18 protein-coding genes are annotated in these 23,464 nt (G+C 68.5%); 3 read left to right on the plus strand and 15 right to left on the minus strand.

Annotation, left to right across the window (positions count from 1 at the left end):
- Nucleotides 1-417, plus strand: a complete 417-nt coding sequence (locus tag ABE85_RS19350) for a DUF3037 domain-containing protein (RefSeq protein WP_067278357.1) — start codon at nt 1-3, stop codon at nt 415-417.
- Between the two features lie 76 nt (nt 418-493).
- On the opposite strand, the gene ABE85_RS19355 is transcribed toward ABE85_RS19350, so the two are convergent.
- The 7 genes from ABE85_RS19355 to ABE85_RS19385 form a co-directional block, all read right to left on the minus strand.
- Nucleotides 494-2,104, minus strand: a complete 1,611-nt coding sequence (locus tag ABE85_RS19355; RefSeq protein WP_082938766.1) for a GMC family oxidoreductase — start codon at nt 2,102-2,104, stop codon at nt 494-496.
- Complete coding sequence (locus tag ABE85_RS19360) at nt 2,101-2,631, minus strand: hypothetical protein (RefSeq protein WP_197507073.1); 531 nt, start codon at nt 2,629-2,631, stop codon at nt 2,101-2,103. The genes ABE85_RS19355 and ABE85_RS19360 overlap by 4 nt, the downstream gene beginning before the upstream one ends.
- A 10-nt stretch (nt 2,632-2,641) precedes the next feature.
- Nucleotides 2,642-4,870, minus strand: a complete 2,229-nt coding sequence (locus ABE85_RS19365) for a TonB-dependent receptor (RefSeq protein ID WP_067278360.1) — start codon at nt 4,868-4,870, stop codon at nt 2,642-2,644.
- A 148-nt stretch (nt 4,871-5,018) separates the two neighbouring features.
- Nucleotides 5,019-5,423, minus strand: coding sequence for a nuclear transport factor 2 family protein (locus ABE85_RS19370; RefSeq protein ID WP_067278364.1), 405 nt, complete (start codon nt 5,421-5,423; stop codon nt 5,019-5,021).
- Nucleotides 5,424-5,451: 28 nt separating this feature from the next.
- Entirely contained in the window at nt 5,452-6,828 is a 1,377-nt protein-coding gene (locus ABE85_RS19375; protein WP_082938768.1) for an MFS transporter, read from the minus strand.
- 56 nt (nt 6,829-6,884) lie between these two features.
- Complete coding sequence (locus ABE85_RS19380) at nt 6,885-8,597, minus strand: M14 family metallopeptidase (RefSeq protein ID WP_067278370.1); 1,713 nt, start codon at nt 8,595-8,597, stop codon at nt 6,885-6,887.
- Between the two features lie 85 nt (nt 8,598-8,682).
- Nucleotides 8,683-10,230 (minus strand): aldehyde dehydrogenase family protein, encoded by a 1,548-nt coding sequence (locus ABE85_RS19385; RefSeq protein WP_067278373.1) that lies wholly within the window; start codon nt 10,228-10,230, stop codon nt 8,683-8,685.
- Nucleotides 10,231-10,539: 309 nt separating this feature from the next.
- On the opposite strand from ABE85_RS19385, the gene ABE85_RS19390 reads away from it, so the two are divergent.
- The gene (locus tag ABE85_RS19390; protein ID WP_067278377.1) at nt 10,540-11,352 is read left to right on the plus strand and encodes a helix-turn-helix transcriptional regulator; all 813 of its coding nucleotides are present in this window, start codon (nt 10,540-10,542) and stop codon (nt 11,350-11,352) included.
- A 96-nt stretch (nt 11,353-11,448) separates the two neighbouring features.
- Nucleotides 11,449-12,843, plus strand: coding sequence for an NAD-dependent succinate-semialdehyde dehydrogenase (locus ABE85_RS19395; RefSeq protein ID WP_067278380.1), 1,395 nt, complete (start codon nt 11,449-11,451; stop codon nt 12,841-12,843).
- A 35-nt stretch (nt 12,844-12,878) separates the two neighbouring features.
- Here ABE85_RS19395 and ABE85_RS19400 read toward each other — a convergent pair whose 3' ends face one another.
- The 8 genes from ABE85_RS19400 to ABE85_RS19435 all read right to left on the minus strand — a co-directional run bounded on the left by ABE85_RS19400 (nt 12,879) and on the right by ABE85_RS19435 (nt 23,020).
- On the minus strand, nt 12,879-13,850 hold the full coding sequence (locus ABE85_RS19400) for a helix-turn-helix transcriptional regulator (RefSeq protein ID WP_157522652.1): 972 nt from the start codon (nt 13,848-13,850) through the stop codon (nt 12,879-12,881).
- A 56-nt stretch (nt 13,851-13,906) separates the two neighbouring features.
- Entirely contained in the window at nt 13,907-15,100 is a 1,194-nt protein-coding gene (locus tag ABE85_RS19405; RefSeq protein ID WP_231993136.1) for a serine hydrolase, read from the minus strand.
- A gap of 85 nt (nt 15,101-15,185) precedes the next feature.
- A complete protein-coding gene (locus tag ABE85_RS19410) occupies nt 15,186-16,199 on the minus strand; it encodes a dipeptide epimerase (protein WP_067283158.1) in 1,014 nt (337 codons plus the stop codon).
- Between the two features lie 279 nt (nt 16,200-16,478).
- Nucleotides 16,479-17,342, minus strand: a complete 864-nt coding sequence (locus ABE85_RS19415) for an oxaloacetate decarboxylase (protein WP_067278390.1) — start codon at nt 17,340-17,342, stop codon at nt 16,479-16,481.
- 68 nt (nt 17,343-17,410) lie between these two features.
- On the minus strand, nt 17,411-18,622 hold the full coding sequence (gene prpF, locus ABE85_RS19420; RefSeq protein WP_067278393.1) for a 2-methylaconitate cis-trans isomerase PrpF: 1,212 nt from the start codon (nt 18,620-18,622) through the stop codon (nt 17,411-17,413).
- Between the two features lie 39 nt (nt 18,623-18,661).
- Nucleotides 18,662-21,310, minus strand: coding sequence for a Fe/S-dependent 2-methylisocitrate dehydratase AcnD (gene acnD / locus ABE85_RS19425; protein WP_067278397.1), 2,649 nt, complete (start codon nt 21,308-21,310; stop codon nt 18,662-18,664).
- 52 nt (nt 21,311-21,362) lie between these two features.
- Entirely contained in the window at nt 21,363-22,535 is a 1,173-nt protein-coding gene (gene prpC, locus ABE85_RS19430) for a 2-methylcitrate synthase (RefSeq protein WP_067278400.1), read from the minus strand.
- A 53-nt stretch (nt 22,536-22,588) separates the two neighbouring features.
- On the minus strand, nt 22,589-23,020 hold the full coding sequence (locus ABE85_RS19435) for an acyl-CoA thioesterase (protein WP_067278404.1): 432 nt from the start codon (nt 23,018-23,020) through the stop codon (nt 22,589-22,591).
- Between the last annotated feature and the right edge of the window lie 444 nt (nt 23,021-23,464).

Genomic DNA, 23,464 nt, shown 5'->3' on the forward strand with positions numbered 1-23,464 from the left:
ATGAACCAGTTGGCCTGCTGCTACGCCCTCGTTCGATTCATGCCGCACTCCGACGCGGAGGAGTTCGTGAACGTCGGCGTTGTCGTGGCGTGTCCGCAGACCGGCTTCTTCGACTTCCGGCTGAAAACTCAGAACACCAAACGTGTCACCGACTTCTTCGGGCTGTCCCCGAAGATCTATGTCGCCGCCGTACTCGTGATGAACGGCGAGCTGCATCGCGTCAAGGAGCAGCTTGAACATCAACCCGGCGGAGACGTCGCCACGCGGACACGCGCGCTGTTCGAAGGCGTCACGCATCCGCGAGAAGCACAGGTGAAGTTCAGCAAGGCGCGAGTAGCCTTGGCTGATTCGCCGGAGGCAGAGTTGGATCGCCTCTACAAGCACTACGTCGACCGGACTTTCGCCTCGGCAACGTGAGAACCGGCGGGCAACGCGCGCAGCATCTTGCGGGGCGCTGCCATGCCAGCCCCCTTCGCTCCTCCGGGCAGGAGCGCTAAGCGCTCCTGATCATCTCCGCCGCCCTCTCCCCCACCATGATGGCGGGCGCATTGAGGTTGCCCGAGGTGATCTGAGGGAAGACGGATGCATCCGCCACGCGCAGGTTGGCCACGCCGCGGACCCGCAGCGAGGGATCGACGACCGCGTTGCCGTCCGACCCCATGCGGCAGGTGCCGCAGCTGTGGTGGCAGGTCGCCACGGCCGAGCGCGCGAATGCCGCCAGGCTGTCGCGGTCGGACAGGGCGACGCCTTCCTTGGGTCGCAGGCGGCCCGTGAGGTCATCCGCGAACGGCGGCCGCCTCACGATGCCGTCCACCATGCCGATGGCATCGACGATCAGCGCCAGATCGCGTTCGTCGCCGAGCAGGTTGGGCTGGATCCGCGGCGCCACCGACGCCGAACGGTCGGAGAGCCACACGCGCCCCCGCGAGTACGGACGGCAGATCGACGGCGTCACGCTGTAGACCCATTGCTTGCCGGTGAAGGCGCCATCGACGATCTGCCCGAACGGGCCGGTGAAGAACAGCAGGTCCGGATCATCCAGACGCCCGTGGGAACTGCCGTAGGCGAAGACATGCGTGCCCGGAGATGTGGCCGGCCCGCCCCGCCGCAGCAGGAACTGCAAGCCGCTGCTCGGCAATCGGTACCACTTCCCCGCGTCGGAATACGTCGGGCGCGACACGGCGTATTCGACGTACAGGTCCGGATGGTCCTGCATGTTCATGCCGACCTCCGGCGAGTCCACCACCGGCACGATGCCGATTGAACGGAGCGCGTCCGCCGGGCCGATGCCCGAGCGCATCAGCAAGGCCGGGCTCTCGATGGCACCGGCGCAGACGATCACCTCGCGATTCGCCGCGACGCGCAGTTCGCTGCCGTCGTCGCGGCGCAGCTCCGCACCCACCGCGCGCCCGTCGACGAGGGTCAGGCGTTGCGCGCGTGTCCGCTCGAGGATGCGCAGTCCCGGCAACGGGCGGCGCAGGTAGGCGGTCTCCGTGCTCTGCCGCAGTCCGCCGCGCTGGTTGGTCTGCGTGATGGCAGCCGCCGCGCCCTGCGCCCGGTTGATGTCGGGGACGACGGGAAAGCCCGCCTTCCCGAAGGATTCGAGCAAGGCCAGCGACAACGGATGCGGCGAGCGGAATTCCTCCACCCACATGGGACCGCGCTGACCACGCTCGCTCGCGTCGAAGCCCAAGGCCTGCTCCGCCTTCATGAAGGCGGGACGAACGTCATCCCACGCCCATCCGGTGGCACCGAGCGCCGCCCAGCTGTCGAAATCCCGCGGCAGCCCGCGCGCCCAGATGAGCCCGTTGATGCTGCTGCTGCCGCCCAGCGAGCGTCCGCGCTTCCAGGTGTCGACGCGGCCGTACCGCGATGGATCGGGCTCGGTCGAATACAGCCACGCGTGGCGCGACCAGTCCTTGATGAAGGTCATCGCGCCGGGGAGCATCAGCAGCGGATGCCGGCCGCTGCCGCCGGCCTCGACAAGCAGGACGCTGACGTCGCGGTCCTCGGCCAGCCGCGACGCGACCACCGCGCCGGCCGAGCCGCCGCCGATGACGACGTAGTCCGCCGTCATCGCGGGAGTCGATTCGACCCGCGTCATGGCCGCCCCAGATCGACCGGGGTGATCACGAGGTCCCAGTGGCTGAGCAGCAGCTCGAAGCGATGCTGCTCCTCGCGCCGGAACGTCGCTTCGTCCGGGAACAGCCGCCGGACCAGCGCCGCGCCGTCGTAGTCATCGTGGGCGACCACGGCATTGCGCCTGGTGATGGTCACCCGCAGGTCCCAGCGTCCGTCCTCGGTGGCGTGATGGAACGGACTCTCCGCCTTGAGGCTCAGGATGCGCCCCTCGGCCATCTGCTGCCGGAGGATGGGCAGGTGGTTCTTCTTGAAGAGACGGATGAACTCACCGGCGCTTCCCCATCGGACCTTGTAGTAGGCCTCGACCACGAACGGCTGCACGTCGACGGCGATCGTCTGCCCTGCCGGCGCGAGGGTCGCCGTCGACACCCCGGACGAGGACAGCGAGGGCGGCGCGGACTGCGCGTATGCGGCCAGCCAGCTCGCGCCGAGCAGCATCGCCGCCGCGCCCTGGATCAGACGACGGCGCGCATCCGGCGCCCGTGTCATGCGGTGCGACTCAGTAGTCATAACGCAGCGTCACACCGACGGTCCGGGGGCGGATCGGATAGAACTCCGTGTACGTGGTGAAGTAGTCGACGCCGGCCGACAAGCCCCTCGAGTTGCCCGCGTTGTTGACGAACACGCCGAGCTCCACCGAGTTCCAGCTGAGGCTCGCCCGCAGGTCCACCGTCGTGTAGCTGGGCAGCACCATGTTGGAATCGATCTGCGCATTGCGCTTGCCGGTGTAGGCCACCAGCGCGGACACGCGGCCGTTGCTGTCGAACGGTCCGTCGAAGTAGGTCGTGGCGTCCAGCGATCCCTGCCACTTCGCGGTACCCGGCAGCCGCGTGCCGCTCGCGATCGGCGAGCCGCCGATGCTGATGCCGCCGGAGGTCGCCGCATCCGTGTACGCGACCGTGCCCTTGAGCGACAGCTTCGAGAACGGCCGCCAGGCCGCCGCCGCCTCCACGCCTTGCGACTTGGCCTTGCCGACGTTGCCGGTGACCAGGAAGCTGCGGTTGGTGGCGGGATCGACGTAGAGCTCGGACAGTTGCACGTCCTTCCAGTCGATGCGGAACACGCTGAGGTCGATGGACGCGGACTTGGTCGGGCTCCAACGCCAGCCGGCCTCGTAGTTCCACAGCGAGTCCGACTTGTACGGCAGGCCCTGCGCGCTGCTGCCCAGGTTGGAGATCCCGCCGAAGCGGTAGCCGCGCGACGCCAGCGCGTAGACCGACATCGATTCATCGATCACGTAGCGCAGCGAGGCCTTGGGCGTGGTCCCGCTCTCCGACGACGAGTACGGCGTGCTGGCCGTGTCCGCCGCGGTGGTGCCGGTGATGCGGTCGTAGGACAGCTTGGTCTTGTAGCGCCGCGCGCCGATGTCGGCGATGAGGCGGTCGGTGATCTTGATCTCGGCATCGGCGAACACCGCCCCTTCCGTCGCCTTGCCGTTGCGGCGGAAGCGCAGGTCGGCGACCTCACCGCGCGGCTCCTCGTAGACCTGCTGGTCGCGCTGGATGTCCGCATCCATCCAGAACGCGCCGACCAGCCAGTTCACCCGACCCGGCGTCAGCGGCGTCACGCGCAACTCCTGCGAGGTCGACTTCGAGTGGTAGTCCGTGTCGGAGGTCCACTTGTCGTTCAGCAGCGCCGGATCGAAGAAGTCGCGCGTGAAGTCCTCTCGCGCGCTGCGGGACTTGGTCTGTCGTCCTGTGAGCGAGGTAAGGCGGAAGTCGCCCAGATTCAGGTTGGCCTGCAGGGTCCCGAGATCGAAGGTCGAGGTGTAGGCCATCGGGAACGCGGTCTTGACGTCGAGGCTCTCATAGTTCTTGACGTAGCCGGCGCCCGTCGAATAGTCGAAGGGCGAGATGCCCGGACCGTCGGCCTGCTTGCTGCGCTGGCGCAGGTACATCGCCGTGATGTCGAAGTCCGGCGTGAGGGCGTAGGTGAACAGCACCCGCCCGCCGCTCACCCGGATCGTGTTGGCGTCCTTGCGGCCGGTGCCCAGGTTGTCGATGAAGCCGGGATCCTCGCGGGAGTTCACGACCACGCGCAGGCCGGCCTTGCCGTCGGCCAGCGGCAGGTTCGCCATGGCCGAGGTCGACCAGCCGGTGCCGCCGCTGGCCGTCGAGGAGAAGCCGGCGAGCACCGAGCCCTCCACCACGCGCTTGTTGGGCTTGGCCATGATGTAGCGGATCGCGCCGCCCAGCGACGACGAGCCATACAGCGCGCCCTGCGGACCGCGCAGGACCTCGACCCGCTCCAGGTCGAAGGGCGACAGGTCCGGCGTCGACACGAAGGCGAACGGGTCGGTGAAGGGCACGTCCTCGATGTAGATGCCGGTGGGCGACTGCGTGAAACCCTGCGCGGCGCCGTTGGAGTTGGTGCCGACGCCGCGGATCGAGATCAGCGAGCCGTCCGCGGTGCCCTTGTTGAACTGGACCCCGGGCGTGAGCTTCAGCAGGTCCTCGAGGTCGGCGCTGCCGTGCTTCTCGATGTCGGCGCCGCTGATCGCGGACACCGTGCCCGCCACGTCGCTCAGGGTCTGGCGGCGCTTGCTCGACGTGACCTCGACGCGGTCCAGCGTCTGCTTGTCCTTCTCCTTCTCCGCGGTCTCGGGCGCCGACTGCGCGCGCGCCGACGGCCCGGCCATCAGGCCTGCGATGACCATGGCGGCCGCGGCCGTTGGCAGAAGACCGAACCGGAAGGAACCGTGCTTGGCGAAAAGGCGAGAGCGGGTCATCTTGATCGACTCCAAAGGGAGAAGGGAGGAGGTGGCAGGCCCGTCAGGGCCCGGGGGATCGGAAACGAAACGGGACCGGGGTCAGGTCGTGCCTGGATCACGACGCGCCCGGGGTCATCACAGGCCTGGATTCATCACGTGTGTGGGTTCATGACGCGCCAGGCTCGAGGCGTGTCGCGTGATAGCGGGCTATCCGCCAGACGTCGCCGTCCCGTCGGAAGACCGCCGTCTCGAGGAAACGGAACGGCGTGTGCGTGCCATCCACGGCCATCCACAGCTCGTCGTTGAACACCGTGGTCCAGGCGACGTCCTGCTGGACCGCCGTGCGGAAGCCGTGGAGCGACGCGCGCTGGCGTCCGCTCGTCGCGCTGCGTTGGACGAAGGCCAGCAGCGCCGCCTTGTCCATGAGCCGGTCGTGCTCGACCATCAGGAAGTCCGGCGTCAGCCCCGCGTCGACGGCGGGCCAGTCGTGGGCTTCCAGCGCCTGGTGCCAGTCGACTAGCGCCGCTTCGACGGCCTGGATCGCGGACGCGGGAGGGGTGGGGGAATGCATGGACATCTCGGGGTGGCCTTGGCGTGGCTCAAGCCAGGCCCGGATCAGGGACGACGCGTCCCAGCCTGGCGTTGCGTTGCTGGATGACGGCGTGGCGCCGCGCGGTGATCGGGTAGGCCCAGATGATCAGCGCCGCCAGCATGAAGCAGGCGAAGGGCAGCGCGAAGGCGGAGATCTTCAAGCCCAGGATCGCGGTCGAGGCATAGACCGCCTGCTTGGCCTCGAAGCCGAACTGCGACACGACGAACAGCGAGAGCGACGTCCCGATGCCGAAGGTGGCCTTGCGGACGAAGGTCAGCACGGACACGTACTGCGCGGTGCGCGCGACGCCCGACTTCATCAGGTCGAAGTCGGCCAGGTCGCCCACCATCGCCTGCGGCAGCATGTCGATGACGATGTAGAACATCGTGTGGGCGAAGGAGCAGACCAGGTAGAGGAAGAGCAGATGCGGGATGCCGGGCTGCAGCGGCGCGAAGGCGAGGTAGCAGAGCGCGCAGCCGATCGCGGACCAAGCGAAGACGCGATGCTTCTCGAAGCGCTTGAGGAAGAACTCCGCGACGCCCACGCCGATCGTGGCGGCCACGCCCCACTGCAGCAGCACCATGCCGATGGCCGCGCCCAGCCCCAGGTAGGAGTCGAGCACCAGGAAGCCGACCGCCGCGCCCGTGGCATCGCCGAGCCCGGCCAGCGCGGACGCGATCAGGAAGCGGATGAACGCGCGGTTGGTCCGGATCGCCTTGAACGACGCGATCAGGCTGTGCCGCGTGGCATGCGCCGCCGTCACGCCGCGCGGCACGTAGATCACGCAGAGGAGGCTGATGAGCGGCAGCGTCGCCGCGACCATCCACGCCAGCACGCGCAGCGCGTCGAAGTTCATCTCCGTGGTGGGCAGGAACCACAGCAGCGGGATCAGCCCCAGCAGCGCACCGCTGGCCACGTTGAAGTACTGGCGGGCGACGGTGATGCGGGAGCGCTCGCGGTAGTCGGTCGTCAGGTCCACCGACCACGCGCCGTACGGGATCTCGTTGACGGTCCAGGCGAAGTAGGCGATGAAGAACCAGGTCGCGAAGTACATCGCGTCGGCATGGACCGGCGGCACGTAGAGCTGGAAGATGCACGCGACCGTCAGCATCGAGCCGACCAGGAACCAGGACTTGCGCCCGCCCCAGCGGTCCTGCGTGGCGTCGATGGCCCAGCCCACGCCGACGTCCAGCACGCCGTCGAAGACACGCACCAGCAGCAGGATCAGGGACATGGTCCCCAGCGAGATCGCGAAGTGCTCGGCGTACAGCGCCGGCAGGATGCTGAAGGCCGGCCCGCGCAGCAGGTACATCGGCAAGGTCGGCATGGCGAACAGCACCAGCAACGGCCAGGACAGTCTTTTCGGAGCGGAGGACAAGGTCATGGGAGCGGCGGGTTGAGGGCTGGCTGAAGCGTCGGGCTGGGGTTCGGCATCACGTGTCAGGACAAGGTCACCGAGGTGCGGATCCTGCCGGCGCGTTCCGCCTCGGCGGTCATCGCAATGGTCGTGCCATGCGGCGCGCGTATCGTCCACTCGACGACGGCGCGATCCGCCATGGGCTCGGGATCGGGCGACAGCGCCAGCAGCGACTTCCTCGGCGCGTGCCCTCGGAGCTGCGGACCTTCTATGCGCGGCTTGCCGACGAGGAGCGCGATGTCGGCATCGGCCCCGGTATCGATATCGGGCAGATGGATCTCGAACATCACGCCGCGGACGATCTTGTGGTCGAGCGCCAGCTGGGTCACCGACGTGGGGAGCCACCCGGTGTTGACCACCGCGAGGCGGATCTTCCAGACGTCGTGCGCCAGCGCCAGCGCCTGCGCTTCCGCGCGCAGCAGCTCCAGCCGCGGCAGACTCAGCGCGATGCGATCCATCCACGCGGGAAAGCGTTCGACCTCGGCCTCGCGCAACTCGGGCGGCGGATTGCGCCAGTAGTTGATCTGGTCCCAGCCGCCGATCTCGACCGCGCCCAGCTGCGGATGCTGGAACGGCTGCCAGTCGACATACGCCCGCCCGCCGCAGTGTTCATCGCTCCAGCGCAGCAGCTTCAGATCGTCCTCGACCGGATGCTCGCGGAACCAGTCGATCCACGGGTAGCCGGTGATGCCGGCCTGGCGATTCGGACTCCACAGCTCGACCGTCCAGTACAGGGCGCCGAGCTGCTCGTACAACCAGTCCTGCGTGCCGCCCACGACTTCCTTCGGGTGGTACTTGAAGTCGTGCCACACGCTCAGCGTCGGGTAGCCCGTGTGCTCAGTGCCGTGCGCGCTGAAGTGCTGGAAGCACCACAGGTCCTCGGGGATCATGTCCTGGTCGCTCATCATGCCCATGGGCCGCAGGATCACGCCGCTGAAGGTGTGATAACTGATGGCGGCGCCGATGTTGGGATGCGCGAGGACGAAGTCCACCATCGCCTTCACCTCCGGCTCGCTGGTCGGATAGTCGCCGGCGCCTTTCTGCGCGTGCTCCTGCCGCCAGAAGGACGGGAAGTTGCGGTTCAGGTCGAGCGCCTGCGCCGACGGCTTGATCTTGAGCGAGACGCCGTCGAAGCCGGCCACGGAGCCCTCGGGGAGGATGCGGAAATACTCGCCGCCGAATTCGCCCGACTCGCGCGGCACCATCAGGCGCGGCTCGTCCGCATGCTGCTTCCACGAGCCGTTCGGGTCGGGGATGCGCATGGACAGCACGCGGCCGTCGCCGTCGATGTCCTCGATCGTGAGGCCGTCCTGCGTCGCCTCCGCTCGCGGGTAGCCGCGGGTGCTGGAGCGCACGTGGCGCGGTCTGTCGGCCAAGGCCAGCTCGGCGCCATCGGGACTCAGGCGAGGACAGAGATAGATCGCGCGAGTGTCGAGCAGATGTGTCACCTTCGGATCGGCGCCGTGGCCGCTCACGAGGTGGTGCAGGTAGAACAGGACCGCCGTGCAAGAGGTCAACTCGATCGAATGGATGTTGCCGTCGGCCCAGAACGCGGGCTTGTCCCGCGCGTCGCCGGTGAGCGTGTTGGTGACGGTGACGACCCAGATGTCGCGGCCTTCGTGGCTCTTGCCGATGGACTCGAGGCTCACGAGATCCGGCGCCGCCTCGGCGTACGCGCGCAGCCACTGCGTCAGCTCATCGTGGCGAGGGAAGACGTCGAAGCGAGGCTGCGGCAATCCTCGTCGGGTGGAGGTGGCTGGCGTCGAGCGCGAGGCTGCCGATGCCGATGCCGATGCCGATGTGGGTGTCGAAGTCATCGCCTCACCCGAGCCGGTAGTGGACGCTCTTGGCCCGCGTGTAGGCCATCAGCCCGGCGGTGCCGCCTTCCGCGCCGAAGCCGGAGGCGCCCGCCGGCTCGACCGACGATCCGCTCACATGGCCGGGCCCGGGCGAGGCGACGGCGTTGACCGTGACCGGTCCTCCGCGCACGCGGCGGACGAGTCCGTGCGCGAGGGCGACGTCGCGCGTCCACAGCGTCGCGGACAAGCCGTAGCGGCTGTCGTTCGCGAGCTGCAGCGCCTGTTCGACGCCGTCGAAAGGAAGGATGCCGGCGACAGGTCCGAAGATCTCTTCCTGCATGAACACGTGCGCATGCGGCAGGTCGGCGATCAGGGTCGGGCGATAGTGGCAGCCCCCTGCGGCGGTGTCTCGCGCGCCACCGGCGACGATCGTGGCGCCGTCGCGTCGCGCCGCATCGACCATCGCGCCGACGCGCTCCAGCTGCACCCGGTTGGCCAAGGGTCCGAGGACCGTCGAGGGCTGCAGCGGATCGCCGCCGCGCTGGGATTCGACCAGCGCAGACAGGCGTTGCAGCAGCGGCGCATACAGCGCGCGCGTCACGAGGATCCGCGTCCCGGCCACGCACACCTGGCCGCAGTTCCAAACGAAGCCCTGGACCAGCGATTCGGCGACCGCGTCGAGATCGCCCAGATCGTCGAAGACCAGCTGCGGCGACTTGCCGCCGCACTCCAGCAGCAGGGCCTTGAGGTTGGACTGCCCGGCGTACTGCATCAGCACACGCCCGGTCGTCGTCGAGCCGGTGAAGCTCAGGCAGTCGACGTCGTTGTGCAGCGCGAGCAGGCGGCCGGTCTCGCGTCCCAGTCCGGGCAGCACGTTCAAGGCGCCGGCGGGCAGACCGGCGGCCATCGCCAGATCGCCCAGGCGCAGGCACGACAGGGACGCGATCTCCGAGGGCTTGAGCACCACCGAGTTGCCCATGCCCAGCGCCGGCACGATCTTGCCCAGCGCGACGTACAGCGGGAAGTTCCACGGCGTGATCGCCGCCACGACGCCGTGCGGCACGCGCAGGTTCAGCGCCAGCGTGTGGGCGGCGCTCGGCAGCACCTGCTCGCTGAGCTTGTCCAGCCGCTCGGCCGTGCTGCGCACGATCCGCGCGGCCAGCGCGACGTCGGGCAGCGCCGACGAGATGGGCATGCCCATCTCCAGCGAATCGAGCAGCGCCAGCTCTTCCTGGTGGCGCTCGATCTCGTCCGCGAAACGCAGCAGGGTCCGGCTCCGCTCGTGGGCCGAGATCCGCGACCAGGTGCCCTGCTCGAAGGTGCGGCGGGCGCTGAGCACCGCGGCATCCACGTCGGCTTCGCCGCACGATGCCAGCGAGGCCACCACGCGACCATCGTGCGGATTCACGCTGTCGAAACGCCCTTCGCCGACCTCGCCGCGCTCGCCGCCGTGCATGTCACCGCGCCCATCGATGCGCACGTCGACGCGCTCGCCATCGATGATCGGTCGGACATCGACGGTCAACTGCCGCGCCCGTTGCTGCCAATCGATGGAAGACGGCGCGCTCACGACGACCGTCCTTCTTCGTGGCTTCGGCGGGGATCGATCTTGAGTGGCATGGGCATCGCGCTTTCTGAGGGGACGGAGGTCCGGCGCGATCCATCGACACGTGCCAGCTACCTCATCGGTGTGACACGAAAGTTAGAAGGGAATGATTTTTTCGACCATACCCCTCGGGGGATACAAGGGATCGCCCTGATGCGGCGCTGCGGCGCGGCGGCGCGGCCCTCATTCGGAACGAAAATCTGGAACGAAGATGTGGAACGAAGATCGGGCCCTGGGCCGCACCGCCCTGCCCTGCAACGAAAGACCTGCGTCATGTCCTCCAGACCCACCGCCGATCAGCGACGCGAGTTCGGCGCCTTCCTCACCAGCCGGCGCGCCTTGCTGCAGCCCAAGGACTTCGGCCTGCCCGAAGGGCCGCGGCGCACGCCGGGTCTGCGTCGCGAGGAAGTCGCCGTGCTCGTCGGCGTCAGCGTCAGCTGGTACACGTGGCTGGAACAGGGACGCGACATCCAGCCCTCTGCCGACGCGTTGAAGCGCATCTCCAAGGTCTTCAAGCTGGACCGGGTGGAGTCCGCCCATCTGTTCGCGCTGTCAGCCCTGGAGCCGCCCACGGTGGCCACCGGCGGCGCGATCAGCGCGGGGCTGGACCAGCTGGTGCGCGCCATCAACCCGATCCCCGCCTACGTGCGCAACACGCGGCTCGACATCCTGGCCTGGAACGATGCCGTGGCCGACCTGCTGGTCGACTACGGCTCCCTGCTGCCGCACGAGCGCAACACGCTGCGCCTGCTGTTCCTCTACCGGCCCTATCGCACCCAGATCCTGGACTGGGAGCAGATGGCGCGCGGCATGATCTCCACCTTCCGCGCGGCCCGCGCACAGGCGCCCGACAAGGCGCCCTTCGACAGCCTGGTCGAGGAGCTGTCGCAGCAGAGCCCGGAGTTCCGGGACTGGTGGCAGGACACCGCCGTGCAAGGCTTCGAGGAAGGACGCAAGCGGGTGGTGCATCCGCTGACCGGCCAGACCCTGGACTTCACCTACGTCGCGCTGACGCCGGAGGGCCGGCCGGATCTGTCGCTCGTCACCTACATCCCCCGCCCCCCTGCCTATGACCCGCAGTCATAGGATCACAAGACGCCTTCTTCGCGCCCCCGGACCTGCCGACACTGACCGTCATCGCAGCGCACGCCGTGCTGCCCACCCAGGTCGTGAAAGGTCCCCATGTCCCAGCCGAACACTCCCGTTGCCACCTCGCGCAACCCCGCCACCGGCGAACTGATCGCCACCTACGCGTTCCAGACGCCGAGCGAGGTCGAGAGCCTGCTCGACAGCAACGCGGCGGCCTTCCGCCTGTGGCGCGCCACGCCGATGCGTGAACGCGTGGCCTCCTATCGGCGGCTGGCGGAAACCCTGCGTCAGCGCCTGGAGCCGCTCGCTGAACTGATCACCGCTGAAATGGGCAAGACGCTGGACGCGTCCCGCGCGGAAGTGGAGAAATGCGCCCTCACGATCGACTGGCTGGCCGACAACGGCCCGGCCATCCTGGCGGACGAGCCGGTGTCCGTCGGCAACGACGATCAGGTCCACGTCTCCTACCTGCCGATCGGCACCGTGCTGGCCGTGATGCCCTGGAACTTCCCGCTGTGGCAGGTGATCCGCGCCTCGGGTCCCGTCATGCTGTCGGGCAACGGCTTCCTGCTGAAGCACGCGCCCAACGTGATGGGCTCGGCCTACGCGCTGCAGGACGCCTACGAGGCGGCCGGCTTCCCCAAGGGCCTGTTCGCCAACCTGGTGGTCGACAACGACACCGTGGCCGCTCTCATCGAAGATCCCCGCATCGCCGCGGTCACGCTGACCGGCAGCATGCGCGCGGGCTCGGCCGTCGCGGCCACCGCCGGCAAGGCGCTCAAGAAGAGCCTGCTGGAACTGGGCGGCGCCGATGCCTTCATCGTCCTGGCGGACGCCAACATCGACCTGGCGGTCCAGACCGCCATCACGGCCCGATTCCAGAATGCGGGGCAGGTCTGCCTGGCCGCCAAGCGCTTCATCCTCGAGCGGCCGATCGCGGACGAGTTCACCCGCAAGTTCGTCGCCGCGGTGAAAGAGATCAAGGTGGGCGATCCGCGCGATCCCTCGAACCTCATCGGGCCGATGGCCCGCGCCGATCTGCGCGATGAGCTGCACCGGCAGGTCGAACGCACGATCGCCGCGGGGGCAGTCCTTGCCACGGGCGGCTACAAGATCGACGGGCCCGGCAGCTTCTATGCGCCGACGGTGCTGACCGATGTGCAGCCGGGCATGGCCGCCTTCGACGAGGAGACCTTCGGACCGGTCGCCGCCATCACCGTCGCCGACAACGTGGAGCACGCGATCACCCTGGCCAACACCAGCGACTACGGCCTGGGCGGCAACCTGTGGACCGGCAACGTCGCCCAGGCGCAGCGCCTGGCGCGTCGCCTGGAGACCGGCGGGGTGTTCATCAACGGGTTTTCCGCCAGCAACGCGCGCATCCCGGTCGGGGGCGTCAAGAAGAGCGGTTACGGCCGCGAGCTGTCGCACTTCGGCCTGCGCGAATTCACCAACGCGCAAGCCGTCTGGGCGAAGGAAGTCGGCTGAGGACGTCGGCTAAAGAGCTTGCCTAAAGAAGTCGGCTAAGCGCGCGACAGCGGTCCCGGGCTCGGTCCCGTTGCTGGCTCTGGCGCCGGCTCGCTGGCGACGACGCTCGTCGCCTTCACCGACTGGTAGCTCTGCAGCGGATCGGTCGACACGCCCGGCACGGCGAACGGGATGCAGCGGATGAAGAGCGCGAAAAGCTCCGCCTGCGAGCCGATCTCCAGCTTGCGGTGGATGCTCTTGCGATGGATCTTCACGGTGCCTTCCGTGGACTGCATGCGCGCGGCCGTCAGCGCGGAGGAGTAGCCGCTGAGCATGTAGAACAGCACCTCGCGCTCGCGCTTGGTGAGCAGCGAGGCGCCGAAGTTGTCGATCGAGCTCTGCACCTTCTGGTGGGTGAGGCTCTCGTCGTTGTCGGTGCGCGAGGCCAGCAGCCCCATCTGGCCGTGGTGCTTCTCGATGGCGGCGAAGAGGATGGGCAGCACGGCGTTCACCGCCGCGATGTCGGCGGGCGCGAAGCCGTCGCCCGTCGTGTCGCGCTCCAGGAAGACGGACAGGGCGGTGTCCGCGTCGATGCGCCAGAGGATGTCGACGTAGTCCGCCAGTCCCAGCTGCGAATAGAACAGGCGATAGAACTCGCTGGTGTAGAAGTCGTCCGGCGCCACGTCGCGCAGCCAGTACACGCCGCTGCCGCAACCGGCGAGGAAGCGCTGGTAGTTGGGGTCGAGGATGTAGGGTCCGGAGAAGTAGTCCGGCGCCATGACGCCCTGCGCGCTGGGACGGCGGCGGTACATCAGCAGCTGCGGCCGCTGGTGGCGCGAGAAGATCATCGCGCCGCCGGAGTGCATCGCGCACACGCGGTCGAGGAAGGCCAGCAGGCTGTGGAAGAAACCGGGCTGGCCGGTGGTCTGGATCACCTGCCCCAGCGCCAGCGCCGCGGCGGTGTCCAGGCTCACCGTCGAGTCGCCCGGCCATCGGTGAGGCGCAGGGGGCGAAGGGGGAATCGGCATCGAGGATCCTGTCGTCGATGCGGATTGTCGCGCGCCGCCGCGCAGCAGGAACAGGCCTAAGGGTTCACACGGTCGTGGCATAGCCGCAGGGTCCGGATGAAGTCCAGCAGGAGGACGTCGCGGTCCGGCTCGGCGGGGCTGTAGTACGCGGGCTCGGGGTACACGGCGAGCTGCACCACGGTGATGCGCTCGCGGCGGTTGACGTAGATCCGCTGGCCGGAATGGCCCAGCGCCCACATGCCGCCGTCGTCGTCCAGCCACCAGCTCAGGCCGTAGCCGGAGACGCCGAGGATCTCGACGCCGGCGGTGTTCTCGCGGCCCGCGAGTTCGAAGGCGCGCGCGCTGACCGCGTCGACCCACTGCGCGCCGAGGAGGGGTGTTCCCTGCACGCGGCCGTCGTTGACCACGAGGAGCGCGAGGCGCGCCATGTCGCGCAGCGTCATGCCCGCGCGGCTGCCGCTGATCTCCTGGCCGCCGTCGGACTCCAGCGTGTAGAAGGCGTCGAACTCCATGCCCGCGGGCTTCCAGATCTTCTCGGACATGTAGTCGGCCAGGCGCTGGCCGGTGGCCGCGCAGATCACGGCGCCGAGCAGATAAGTGTCGCCGGTGTTGTAGTTCCAGAAGCTGCCCGGTGGATGTGCGCGCTGCAGCGAGGCCATCAGCTGCAGCACGCCGCCGGGCGCCTTAGCCGCGAGGGAGCGGCTGTAGCGGTTCACGTCGGAGTCGCGGTCGGTGTAGTCCTCGATCCAGCGCACGCCGGAGGACATCGTCAGCAGGTGCCGCACCGTGACGCCTTCGTAGCCGGTGCCGCGCATCGCGGGCAGGTGATCGGTCACGGCGTCGTCGAGGGAGTGGATGGCGCCGTCCGCGATGGCCGCGCCGACCAGCAGCGCGGTCAGGCTCTTGACGGTGGACATCGTGCTCCAGCGCTCGTGCGGCTGCAGGCCGAGGCCGTAGCGCTCCAGGACCACGGCATCGTCGACCGTGGCGATCAGGCCGACCACGTTGTTGCGGTTCATGAGGTCGGCGATGGACAGGGTCTTGCCGCCGCTGACGAAGGGGGCCTCGTAGGCCGGGCCGCGGGTCAGCGCGCGGGGCGTCGGGCCTCGGGCGATGTCGCGCGTGGCAAACAGCTTGTCCACGTTGCGGAAGCCGTAGGACTGCAGGCACGGCGGCCACATCAGGAAGTCCTCGGCGTTGGGCAGGTGATGCGTCGGCAACGCGAGCGGCGATTCGGAGGTCGGGATCAAGGGTGGCTCCAGGGTGGCGGGCGATCGGGAGGGCGGGCGATCGGGAGGACGGAGGGCAGAGGGCCGAGGGAGTCGTCGATGCGCGTCAGCCCCAGAGGGCGACGTCGGGTGCGTGGAGATGGCCCTCGGCGTAGGAGATGGGCGGCGATCGGTCGTTCCTCATGTGCAGCGGGCCGTCGAGGTCCACGAAGTCGCAGAAGGCGGCGATGAGGAAGGCCGGCGCCATGGCCAGCGAGGTGCCGCAGTTGCAGCCGACCATCAGTTGGAAGCCGAGTCGACGCGCCTCGCGGCACATGAGCAGGCCCTCGGTGAGGCCGCCGCATTTGTCGAGCTTGAGGTTGACGTACTGGACGCGTCCGACGAGCCGGGAAAGGCTGTCGAGCGTGGTGCAGCTCTCGTCGGCGGCGATGGGGATGCGAAGGCCGAGACCGGGGAGGAGGTCTTCGTGACCGGCGGGGAGCGGCTGTTCGATCAAGGCCAGCGGCAGCGACCAGACGGCGGCGGCGAAGCGCTGCAGCCCTTCGGGTGACCAGCCTTCGTTGGGGTCCACAGTCAGGCGGCTGCCGGGCGATGCCGCGGCCACGGCGTGCAGGCGCTCGATGTCGCGGTCGAGGCCGCCGGGCGTGCGGTCGCCGAGCTTCACCTTGAGCACCGGGGCGTTCCCCCATCGCCGCGCCTGTTGCGCCATCTCGTCGGGGGAGTCGAGCGTCACGGTCAGCAGCGTCGGGAAGCGCGTGGTCGCGTCGATCTCCGGCAGACCGGCGAGTTCCCACGCGCGCAGGCCTGAGCGCTTGCATTCGAGGTCCCACAGCATCGCGTCCAGCGCGTTGCGAAGACCGTCCGCTGGGAGCTGGCGACGAAGCGTCTCGCGGTCGGGCGTTTCCTCGAACTGCGAGAGCAAGGCCTGACCCCGCTCGGCTGCGGCCATGCTCAGGGTCTCATCGGATTCGTGCTGCTCGCCCTCGCCTTGCGCGCGGTGGTCTTCCCATGTGGCGGTCGCGTGCAGCACCGTCTGGGTGCTGAGCACACCGCGTGAGATGGCGATCTTCTGGCGGTACGGCCAATGCTGGATTTCGAGCTTGAAGCGAGGTCGCGACATGCCGCGATGGTTCGCCACGCCTCCTCGGCTCGCAATACCCCCCTGGGGATACATGACGGCCGGCGAGCCCATGCAGGGCCTCTGCACTGCCACCGCCGCTGGCCCTCACCCCTGCCCTCTCCCGCAAGCGGGAGAGGGAGTCCGGCCGGTTCAACTCTCAGCGCTGGCTCCTCTTGCTCCCTCTCCCGCAAGCGGAAGAAAGGGACGAAGGGCGCGGCGGGACTCCCTCTCCCGCTTGCGGGAGAGGGCGGGGGTGAGGGCCAGCGGCCGTTGCAGGGATCAGGTGTACTTCTTCTCCAGCGCGTCCCACTCCGGCTTGTTCACCAGACGTTGGCGTTCGGCGAACGGGATCACCAGGTTGGGATCCTCGTCGATGCGGCGCTGGGTCTTGAGCACGCCCAATGCCTTCTGCATCCCCGCCACCGCGCCTTGCAGCGCGGCGTTGGCATACAGCACGACGCCGTAGCCCATCTGCTGCAGCTCACCCGCGTCGGTGATCGGCGTCTTGCCGCCGATCACCATGTTCATCAGCTGCGGCGTCGACAGGCGCTGCGGCAGCGCGCGGATCTCTTCCGCCTTCGTGACCGCCTCGACGAACAGGATGTCCGCGCCGGCTTCGGCGAAGCGCTGCGCGCGCTCGATCGCGGCCTCGAAGCCCTGCGTCGCGCAGGCATCCGTGCGGGCCATGATCAGGAAGTCCGGATCACGTCGCGCATCCACCGCCGCCTTGATCTTGCTCACGGCTTCCTCGGTCGAGATCACTTCCTTGCCGGTGAAGTGCCCGCAGCGCTTGGGCGCCACCTGGTCTTCGAGCTGGATGCAGTCCGCGCCGGCGCGTTCCAGCACGCGCACGGTGTGTCGCACGTTCAGCGCGTTGCCGAAGCCGGTGTCGGCGTCGACGATCAGCGGCAGGTTCACCGCGTCGCGGATGCGCGCGGTGTGGTCGGCGATCTCGGACAGGCCCATGAAGCCCTGGTCCGGCAGACCGAACCACATGTTGGTCACGCCGGCGCCGGTCACGTAGATCGCCTCGAAGCCGAGGTCCTCGATCACCTTGGCCGACAGCGCGTTGAAGGCGCCCGGCACCAGCACGCCACGGCGTTCGTTCACCAGCGCGCGCAGCGTCTTGCGGGTCGATGTCATGTCAGTTCTCTTTGATGTCTGAAGTCGAATTCGATACGGAGGTCGATGGCGGGATCAACGGGCGCCGATCACAGCGCCTCGGCGGGCACGCGCACGGTGCCTTCCATCAGGATGCGGGCGCTGCGGCTCATCACCGCCTGCGTCACGCGCCACTGGCCGTTCTCCTGAACGGCCTCCGCGCCGACGCGCAGCGTGCCCGACGGATGGCCGAAGCGCACCGCCGGCAGCGCCTTGCCGCCCGCGGCCTCGCACACCAGCGTGCCGGGGATCGCGGCCGCGGTGCCGATGGCCACCGCCGCCGTGCCCATCATCGCGTGGTGCAGCTTGCCCATGGACATCGCGCGCACCAGCACGTCGATGTCGCCGGCCTCGACGGTCTTGCCGGCCGACGAGCGATAGCTCGACGGCGGCGCGACGAACGCCAGCTTCGGCGTGTGCTGCCGGGTCTTCGCTTCGTCCAGCGTCTTGATCAGGCCCATGTGCAGCGCGGCGTGCGCGCGAATGGCCTCCAGCCGCTTCAGCGCGGCGGGATCGCCGTTGATCGCGTCCTGCAGCTCGGTGCCCGAGTAGCCCAGGTCCTTCGCATCGACGAAGACCGCCGGGATGCCCGCGTTGATCAGCGTCGCGCGCAGCTGGCCGCCGGGGACGAGGTCCTCCGGCATCGTCAGCACGTCCACGACGTTCCCTGTCGGGAACAGCGCGCCGCCGGCGTCGTCGCCATCGGCGTCGTCATTGCCCGGATCGAGGAAGGCCAGCTCGACCTCCGCCGCCGCGAAGGTCACGCCGTCGAGCTCGAAGTCGCCGCTCTCCTGCACCTGGCCGTCGCGCATCGGCACCTTGGCGACGATGGTCTTGCCGATGTTGGCCTGCCAGATGCGTACGGTGGCGATGCCGTCGCGCGGCAGCGTCGAGGCGTCGATGAAGCCCGCCTGGATCGCGAACGGTCCGACCGCCGCCGACAGGTTGCCGCAGTTGCCGGACCAGTCGACCAGCGCGGTGTCGATCGCCACCTGGCCGAACAGGTAGTCGACGTCGTGGCCGGGCCGCGTGCTGTGCGAAATGATCACCGTCTTGCTGGTGCTCGAGGTCGCGCCGCCCATGCCGTCGATCTGCTTGCCGTAGGGATCGGGGCTGCCGATGACGCGCATCAGCAGCCGGTCGCGCGCGGCGCCGGGCACGCGCGCGGCCTCGGGCAGATCGTCCAGGCGGAAGAACACGCCCTTGCTGGTACCGCCCCGCAGGTAGGTCGCGGGGATCTTCACTTGAGGGAGAAAACTCATGACTGCTTCCGTCGTTGTTCGGGCCTGGCCTCAGGCCACTCAGGCTGCCTCGGCCGCCGCCAGGAAGTCCTGCGCGAAACGCTGCAGCACGCCGCCGGCCTGGTAGACCTCGACCTCCTCGGCGGTGTCGAGGCGGCAGCGCACCGGCACTTCGATGCGCTCGCCGTTGCGGCGATGGACGATGACCGTCAGCGTCGCGCGCGGCGACAGCGCGCCCGACACGTCGTAGGTTTCCGAGCCGTCCAGGCCGAGCGTCAGCCGCGTCGTTCCGGCGAGGAACTCCAGCGGCAGCACGCCCATGCCGATCAGGTTGGTGCGGTGGATGCGCTCGAAGCCTTCGGCGACGATCGCCTCGACGCCGGCGAGTCGCACGCCCTTCGCCGCCCAGTCGCGCGACGAGCCCTGCCCGTAGTCCGCGCCGGCGACGATGATCAGCGGCTGGCGGCGCTCCATGTAGGTCTCGATGGCTTCCCACATGCGCACGACCTGACCCTCGGGCTCGATCCGCGCGAGCGAGCCTGCGATGACGTTGCCGTCTGGGTCGCGGACCATCTCGTTCTTCAGCGTCGGGTTGGCGAAGGTGGCGCGCTGCGCGGTCAGGTGGTCGCCGCGGTGGGTGGCGTAGGAGTTGAAGTCCTCCTCCGGCAGGCCCATCTTGGCGAGGTACTCGCCGGCGGCCGAGTCCAGCATGATCGCGTTGGACGGCGACAGGTGGTCGGTGGTGATGTTGTCTGGCAGCACGGCCAGCGCGCGCATGCCGCGCAGCGTGCGTTCGCCGGCCAGCGCGCCTTCCCAGTAGGGCGGACGGCGGATGTAGGTCGACTGCGCGCGCCAGTCATACAGCGGCTCGGTCTGGGTGGTCGAGGCCGCGGTGATCGCGAACATCGGCTCGTAGACCTTGCGGAACTGCTCGGGCTTCACGCTCGCGCGCACCAGCGCGTCGATCTCGTCGTCCTCGGGCCAGAGGTCCTTCAGGCGGATCTCGCGGCCCTCGACGACGCCGAGCACGTCGCGTTCGATGTCGAAGCGGATGGTGCCCGCGATCGCGTACGCGACCACCAGCGGCGGCGAGGCCAGGAAGGCCTGCTTGGCGCGCGGGTGGATGCGGCCGTCGAAGTTGCGGTTGCCCGAGAGCACGGCGGTGGCGTAGAGGTCGCGCTCGACGATCTCGCGATCGATGGCGGGATCCAGCGCGCCGGACATGCCGTTGCACGAGGTGCAGGCATAGGCGACGACGCCGAAGCCCAGCGCCTCCAGATCGCCGAGCAGGCCGGCTTCCTCGAGGTACAGCGTGACCGCGCGCGAGCCGGGCGCGAGCGAGGTCTTGACCCACGGCTTGCGCTGCAGGCCGAGACGACGCGCATTGCGCGCGAGCAGCGCGGCGGCGATGACGTTGCGCGGGTTGCTCGTGTTCGTGCAGCTGGTGATGGCCGCGATGATCACGGCGCCGTCGGGCATGCGGCCGGGTTCTTCGGTCCATGGACCGGCGATGCCGCGCTCGGTCAGCGCGGAGGTCGGCAGGCGGCGATGCGGGTTCGACGGTCCGGCCATGTTGCGCACGACGCTGGCCAGATCGAACTTCAGCACGCGCGGATAGACGACGCCGGACAGCGTGTTGCCTTCACCGGACCAGAGTCCTGCGGCCTTCGCATAGGTCTCGACGAGCTGGACCTGCGCTTCCTCACGCCCGGTCAGGCGCAGGTAGGTGAGCGTCTGCTCGTCGATGGCGAACAGCGCGGCGGTGGCGCCGTATTCGGGCGCCATGTTGGAGATCGTGGCGCGGTCGCCGAGCGTGAGTCCCGAGACGCCTTCGCCGTAGAACTCCAGGTAGGCGCCGACGACCTTTTCCTTGCGCAGGAACTCGGTGAGCGCGAGCACCAGGTCGGTGGCGGTGATGCCGGGCTGGCGGCGGCCGGAGAGCTGGACGCCGACGATGTCGGGCAGTCGCATCCACGAAGCGCGGCCGAGCATCACGTTCTCCGCTTCCAGACCGCCGACGCCGACGGCGATCACGCCGAGCGCGTCGACGTGGGGCGTGTGGCTGTCGGTGCCGACGCAGGTATCGGGATAGGCGACGCCGCGATCCACGTGCACGACGGGCGACATCCGCTCCAGATTGATCTGATGCATGATGCCGTTCCCCGGTGGGATCACGTCGACGTTGCGGAACGCCGTGCGGCACCACTCGATGAAGTGGAAGCGGTCCTCGTTGCGGCGGTCCTCGATCGCGCGGTTCTTCTCGAACGCCTGCGGGTCATAGCCGCCGCACTCGACGGCCAGCGAGTGGTCGACGATCAGCTGCACCGGCACGACCGGGTTCACCTTGGCGGGATCGCCGCCCTGATCGGCGATCGCGTCGCGCAGGCCGGCCAGGTCCACGAGCGCGGTCTGGCCCAGGATGTCGTGGCAGACCACGCGCGCCGGGTACCAGGGGAAGTCGCGATCGGCCTTGCCGTCGGCGAGCTGCAGCAGGCTCTCGTCGAGGGTGGCGGGGTCGCAGCGGCGCACCAGGTTCTCGGCGTGGACGCGGGCGGTGTAGGACATCCGTTCCCACGCGCCGGGGCGCAGCGCCTCCACGGCGGCGCGCGCGTCGAACCAGTCGAGCGCGGTGCCGGCCAGCGGCTTGCGCCAGGTCTCGTTGAGCGGGATTGCGGAGGCGATGGTGGGTGCGGGCGTCGTGGCTGGCATCTCTGAAACTTCTCTCATGCGGTCATCGCGGTCGACGGTGTCGACCGGCTTCTCAGGGGCGCTGTGCCAGCGGGACGAAGACCTGGTCTTCCGGGCCGGTGTAGACGGCGCTGGGTCGGATGATCTTGTTGTCCTGGCGCTGCTCGACCACGTGGGCGGACCAGCCGCTGGTGCGAGCGATGACGAACAGCGGGGTGAACATGGCGGTGGGCACGCCCATCATGTGATAGCTGACGGCGCTGAACCAGTCCAGGTTGGGGAACATCTTCTTGGCGTCCCACATGGTCTTTTCGAGGCGTTCGGCGATGTCGTACATCTTGGTCGAGCCGGCGTCCTGGGACAGGTGGTGGGCGACCTTCTTGATGACCTCGTTGCGGGGGTCGGAGACGGTGTAGACGGGGTGGCCGAAGCCGATGACGACTTCCTTGGCCTCGACGCGGCGGCGGATGTCGGCCTCGGCTTCGTCGGGGGTGTCGTAGCGCTTCTGGATCTCGAAGGCGACCTCGTTGGCGCCGCCGTGCTTGGGGCCGCGCAGGGCGCCGATGGCGCCGGCGATGGCCGAGTGCATGTCGGAGCCGGTGCCGGCGATGACGCGGGCGGTGAAGGTGGAGGCGTTGAACTCGTGCTCCGCGTAGAGGATCAGCGAGGTGTGCATCGCGCGTTCCCAGGCCTTGCTGGGCGGCTTGCCGTGGAGCAGGTGCAGGAAGTGGGCGCCGATGGAGTCGTCGTCGGTTTCGACCTCGATGGAGCGGCCGTTGTGGCTGTAGTGGTACCAGTACAGCAGCATGGAGCCGAAGGAGGCCATCAGCTTGTCGGCGATGTCGCGGGCGCCTGGGAGGTTGTGGTCGTCCTTCTCGGGGAGCGAGCAACCGAGGGCGGAGACGCCGGTGCGCATCACGTCCATGGGGTGGGCGGCGGCGGGCAGGGTTTCGAGCGCGTCCATGACGGCGGCGGGCAGGCCGCGCAGGGCCTTGAGCTTGTCCTTGTAGGCGCGCAGCTCGGCGACATTGGGGAGCTTGCCGTGGACGAGCAGGTGGGCGATCTCTTCGAACTCGCAGCGTTCGGCGAGTTCGAGGATGTCGTAGCCGCGGTAGTGCAGGTCGTTGCCGGTGCGGCCGACGGTGCACAGGGCGGTGGTGCCGGCGGCGACGCCGGACAGGGCGACGGACTTCTTGGGCTTGAAGGCGGGGGCGGCTGCCGCGTTCGCGGTCGTGGTGTCGCTCATGGGGATGTCTCCTGGAGATGGAATCTGGGAAGGGATTCGGAAAGGCGGATGGCTCAGAGGTCCGATGCAGACGAGGTTAGCGGCTGCGGCTCGGACGGCGTGCGAGGGGTGATGCGGCAAGGCTTGCCGGCGGCGACGGCGACCATCTCGAAGGTGGCGCGGAGGACGTCGGAAGGGGCCGCATTGTCGATGCGGGCGTGGACCTCGACGGTCATCGAGGTGCCACCGACGCGGGAGACGCGGGAATGGATGTGGAGGACGGAGCCTAGCGGGACCGGGGCGAGGAACTGCACGTCCTTCACGGCCACCATGACGATGTCCTGGAAGCAGAAGCGCGTGGCGACCATGTGGGCGTTCTGGCCGAGCCAGGACAAGGCCTCAGGGCCGAACAGGGTGCCGTAGTGGTTCGCGTGACGCGGCAGCACCAGCTCGCTGCGAAGCATCTCCGTCGAAGAAGCGCTCGACAGCGCAGTAGGCCAGTCCATTGCAGGTTGTGAAATTGGCAAGTTCACAATGTTCGCAGCGGATGGGCTGGGGGGCAACGATGAAGTTGTGGTGGGTTGCGAAGGAAAGCGTGGGCGTTTGCGAAGGTTGTGAAATTCGGAATATTTACGAGCGTAGCCCCTTCGACTTCTGGCGCCCCGATTTCGGGCGGAATGTCTGCGAGCGTTGACATCTCCAATTTCTGCTCACCGGCGTCATGAGGCGATCAGCGCGTGCCACCTCCCTTTGTACGCGACTGCCAGCCAAGAACCTTGGCTTCGATGACGGTCTGTCGATCGGCCTAACTCTCTCGGCCAGCGCCCAACTGCCCCGGCAGATGTGATTCCTTCTGTGCAACGCATGGCTCTCAATTGAGCCTCGTCCACGAGGCGTTCAGCGGCACCAACCCACACCCCACTCGTTTCCTGGCTAGCAAATCTCATTGA

This window comes from Mitsuaria sp. 7, from assembly GCF_001653795.1.
Classification (GTDB): Bacteria; Pseudomonadota; Gammaproteobacteria; order Burkholderiales; family Burkholderiaceae_C; genus Roseateles.

What these genes read in the sequence shown, in the direction of transcription:
- acnD (WP_067278397.1), bottom strand. Translation starts at nt 21,310, where the DNA reads ATGCCAGCCACGACGCCCGCACCCACCATCGCCTCCGCAATCCCGCTC.
- ABE85_RS19350 (WP_067278357.1), top strand. Translation starts at nt 1, where the DNA reads ATGAACCAGTTGGCCTGCTGCTACGCCCTCGTTCGATTCATGCCGCAC.
- ABE85_RS19360 (WP_197507073.1), bottom strand. Translation starts at nt 2,631, where the DNA reads ATGACACGGGCGCCGGATGCGCGCCGTCGTCTGATCCAGGGCGCGGCG.
- ABE85_RS19400 (WP_157522652.1), bottom strand. Translation starts at nt 13,850, where the DNA reads ATGCCGATTCCCCCTTCGCCCCCTGCGCCTCACCGATGGCCGGGCGAC.
- ABE85_RS19435 (WP_067278404.1), bottom strand. Translation starts at nt 23,020, where the DNA reads ATGGACTGGCCTACTGCGCTGTCGAGCGCTTCTTCGACGGAGATGCTT.
- ABE85_RS19390 (WP_067278377.1), top strand. Translation starts at nt 10,540, where the DNA reads ATGTCCTCCAGACCCACCGCCGATCAGCGACGCGAGTTCGGCGCCTTC.
- ABE85_RS19375 (WP_082938768.1), bottom strand. Translation starts at nt 6,828, where the DNA reads ATGACCTTGTCCTCCGCTCCGAAAAGACTGTCCTGGCCGTTGCTGGTG.
- ABE85_RS19365 (WP_067278360.1), bottom strand. Translation starts at nt 4,870, where the DNA reads ATGACCCGCTCTCGCCTTTTCGCCAAGCACGGTTCCTTCCGGTTCGGT.
- ABE85_RS19355 (WP_082938766.1), bottom strand. Translation starts at nt 2,104, where the DNA reads ATGACGCGGGTCGAATCGACTCCCGCGATGACGGCGGACTACGTCGTC.
- ABE85_RS19410 (WP_067283158.1), bottom strand. Translation starts at nt 16,199, where the DNA reads ATGTCGCGACCTCGCTTCAAGCTCGAAATCCAGCATTGGCCGTACCGC.
- ABE85_RS19395 (WP_067278380.1), top strand. Translation starts at nt 11,449, where the DNA reads ATGTCCCAGCCGAACACTCCCGTTGCCACCTCGCGCAACCCCGCCACC.
- prpF (WP_067278393.1), bottom strand. Translation starts at nt 18,622, where the DNA reads ATGAGTTTTCTCCCTCAAGTGAAGATCCCCGCGACCTACCTGCGGGGC.
- ABE85_RS19370 (WP_067278364.1), bottom strand. Translation starts at nt 5,423, where the DNA reads ATGCATTCCCCCACCCCTCCCGCGTCCGCGATCCAGGCCGTCGAAGCG.
- prpC (WP_067278400.1), bottom strand. Translation starts at nt 22,535, where the DNA reads ATGAGCGACACCACGACCGCGAACGCGGCAGCCGCCCCCGCCTTCAAG.
- ABE85_RS19415 (WP_067278390.1), bottom strand. Translation starts at nt 17,342, where the DNA reads ATGACATCGACCCGCAAGACGCTGCGCGCGCTGGTGAACGAACGCCGT.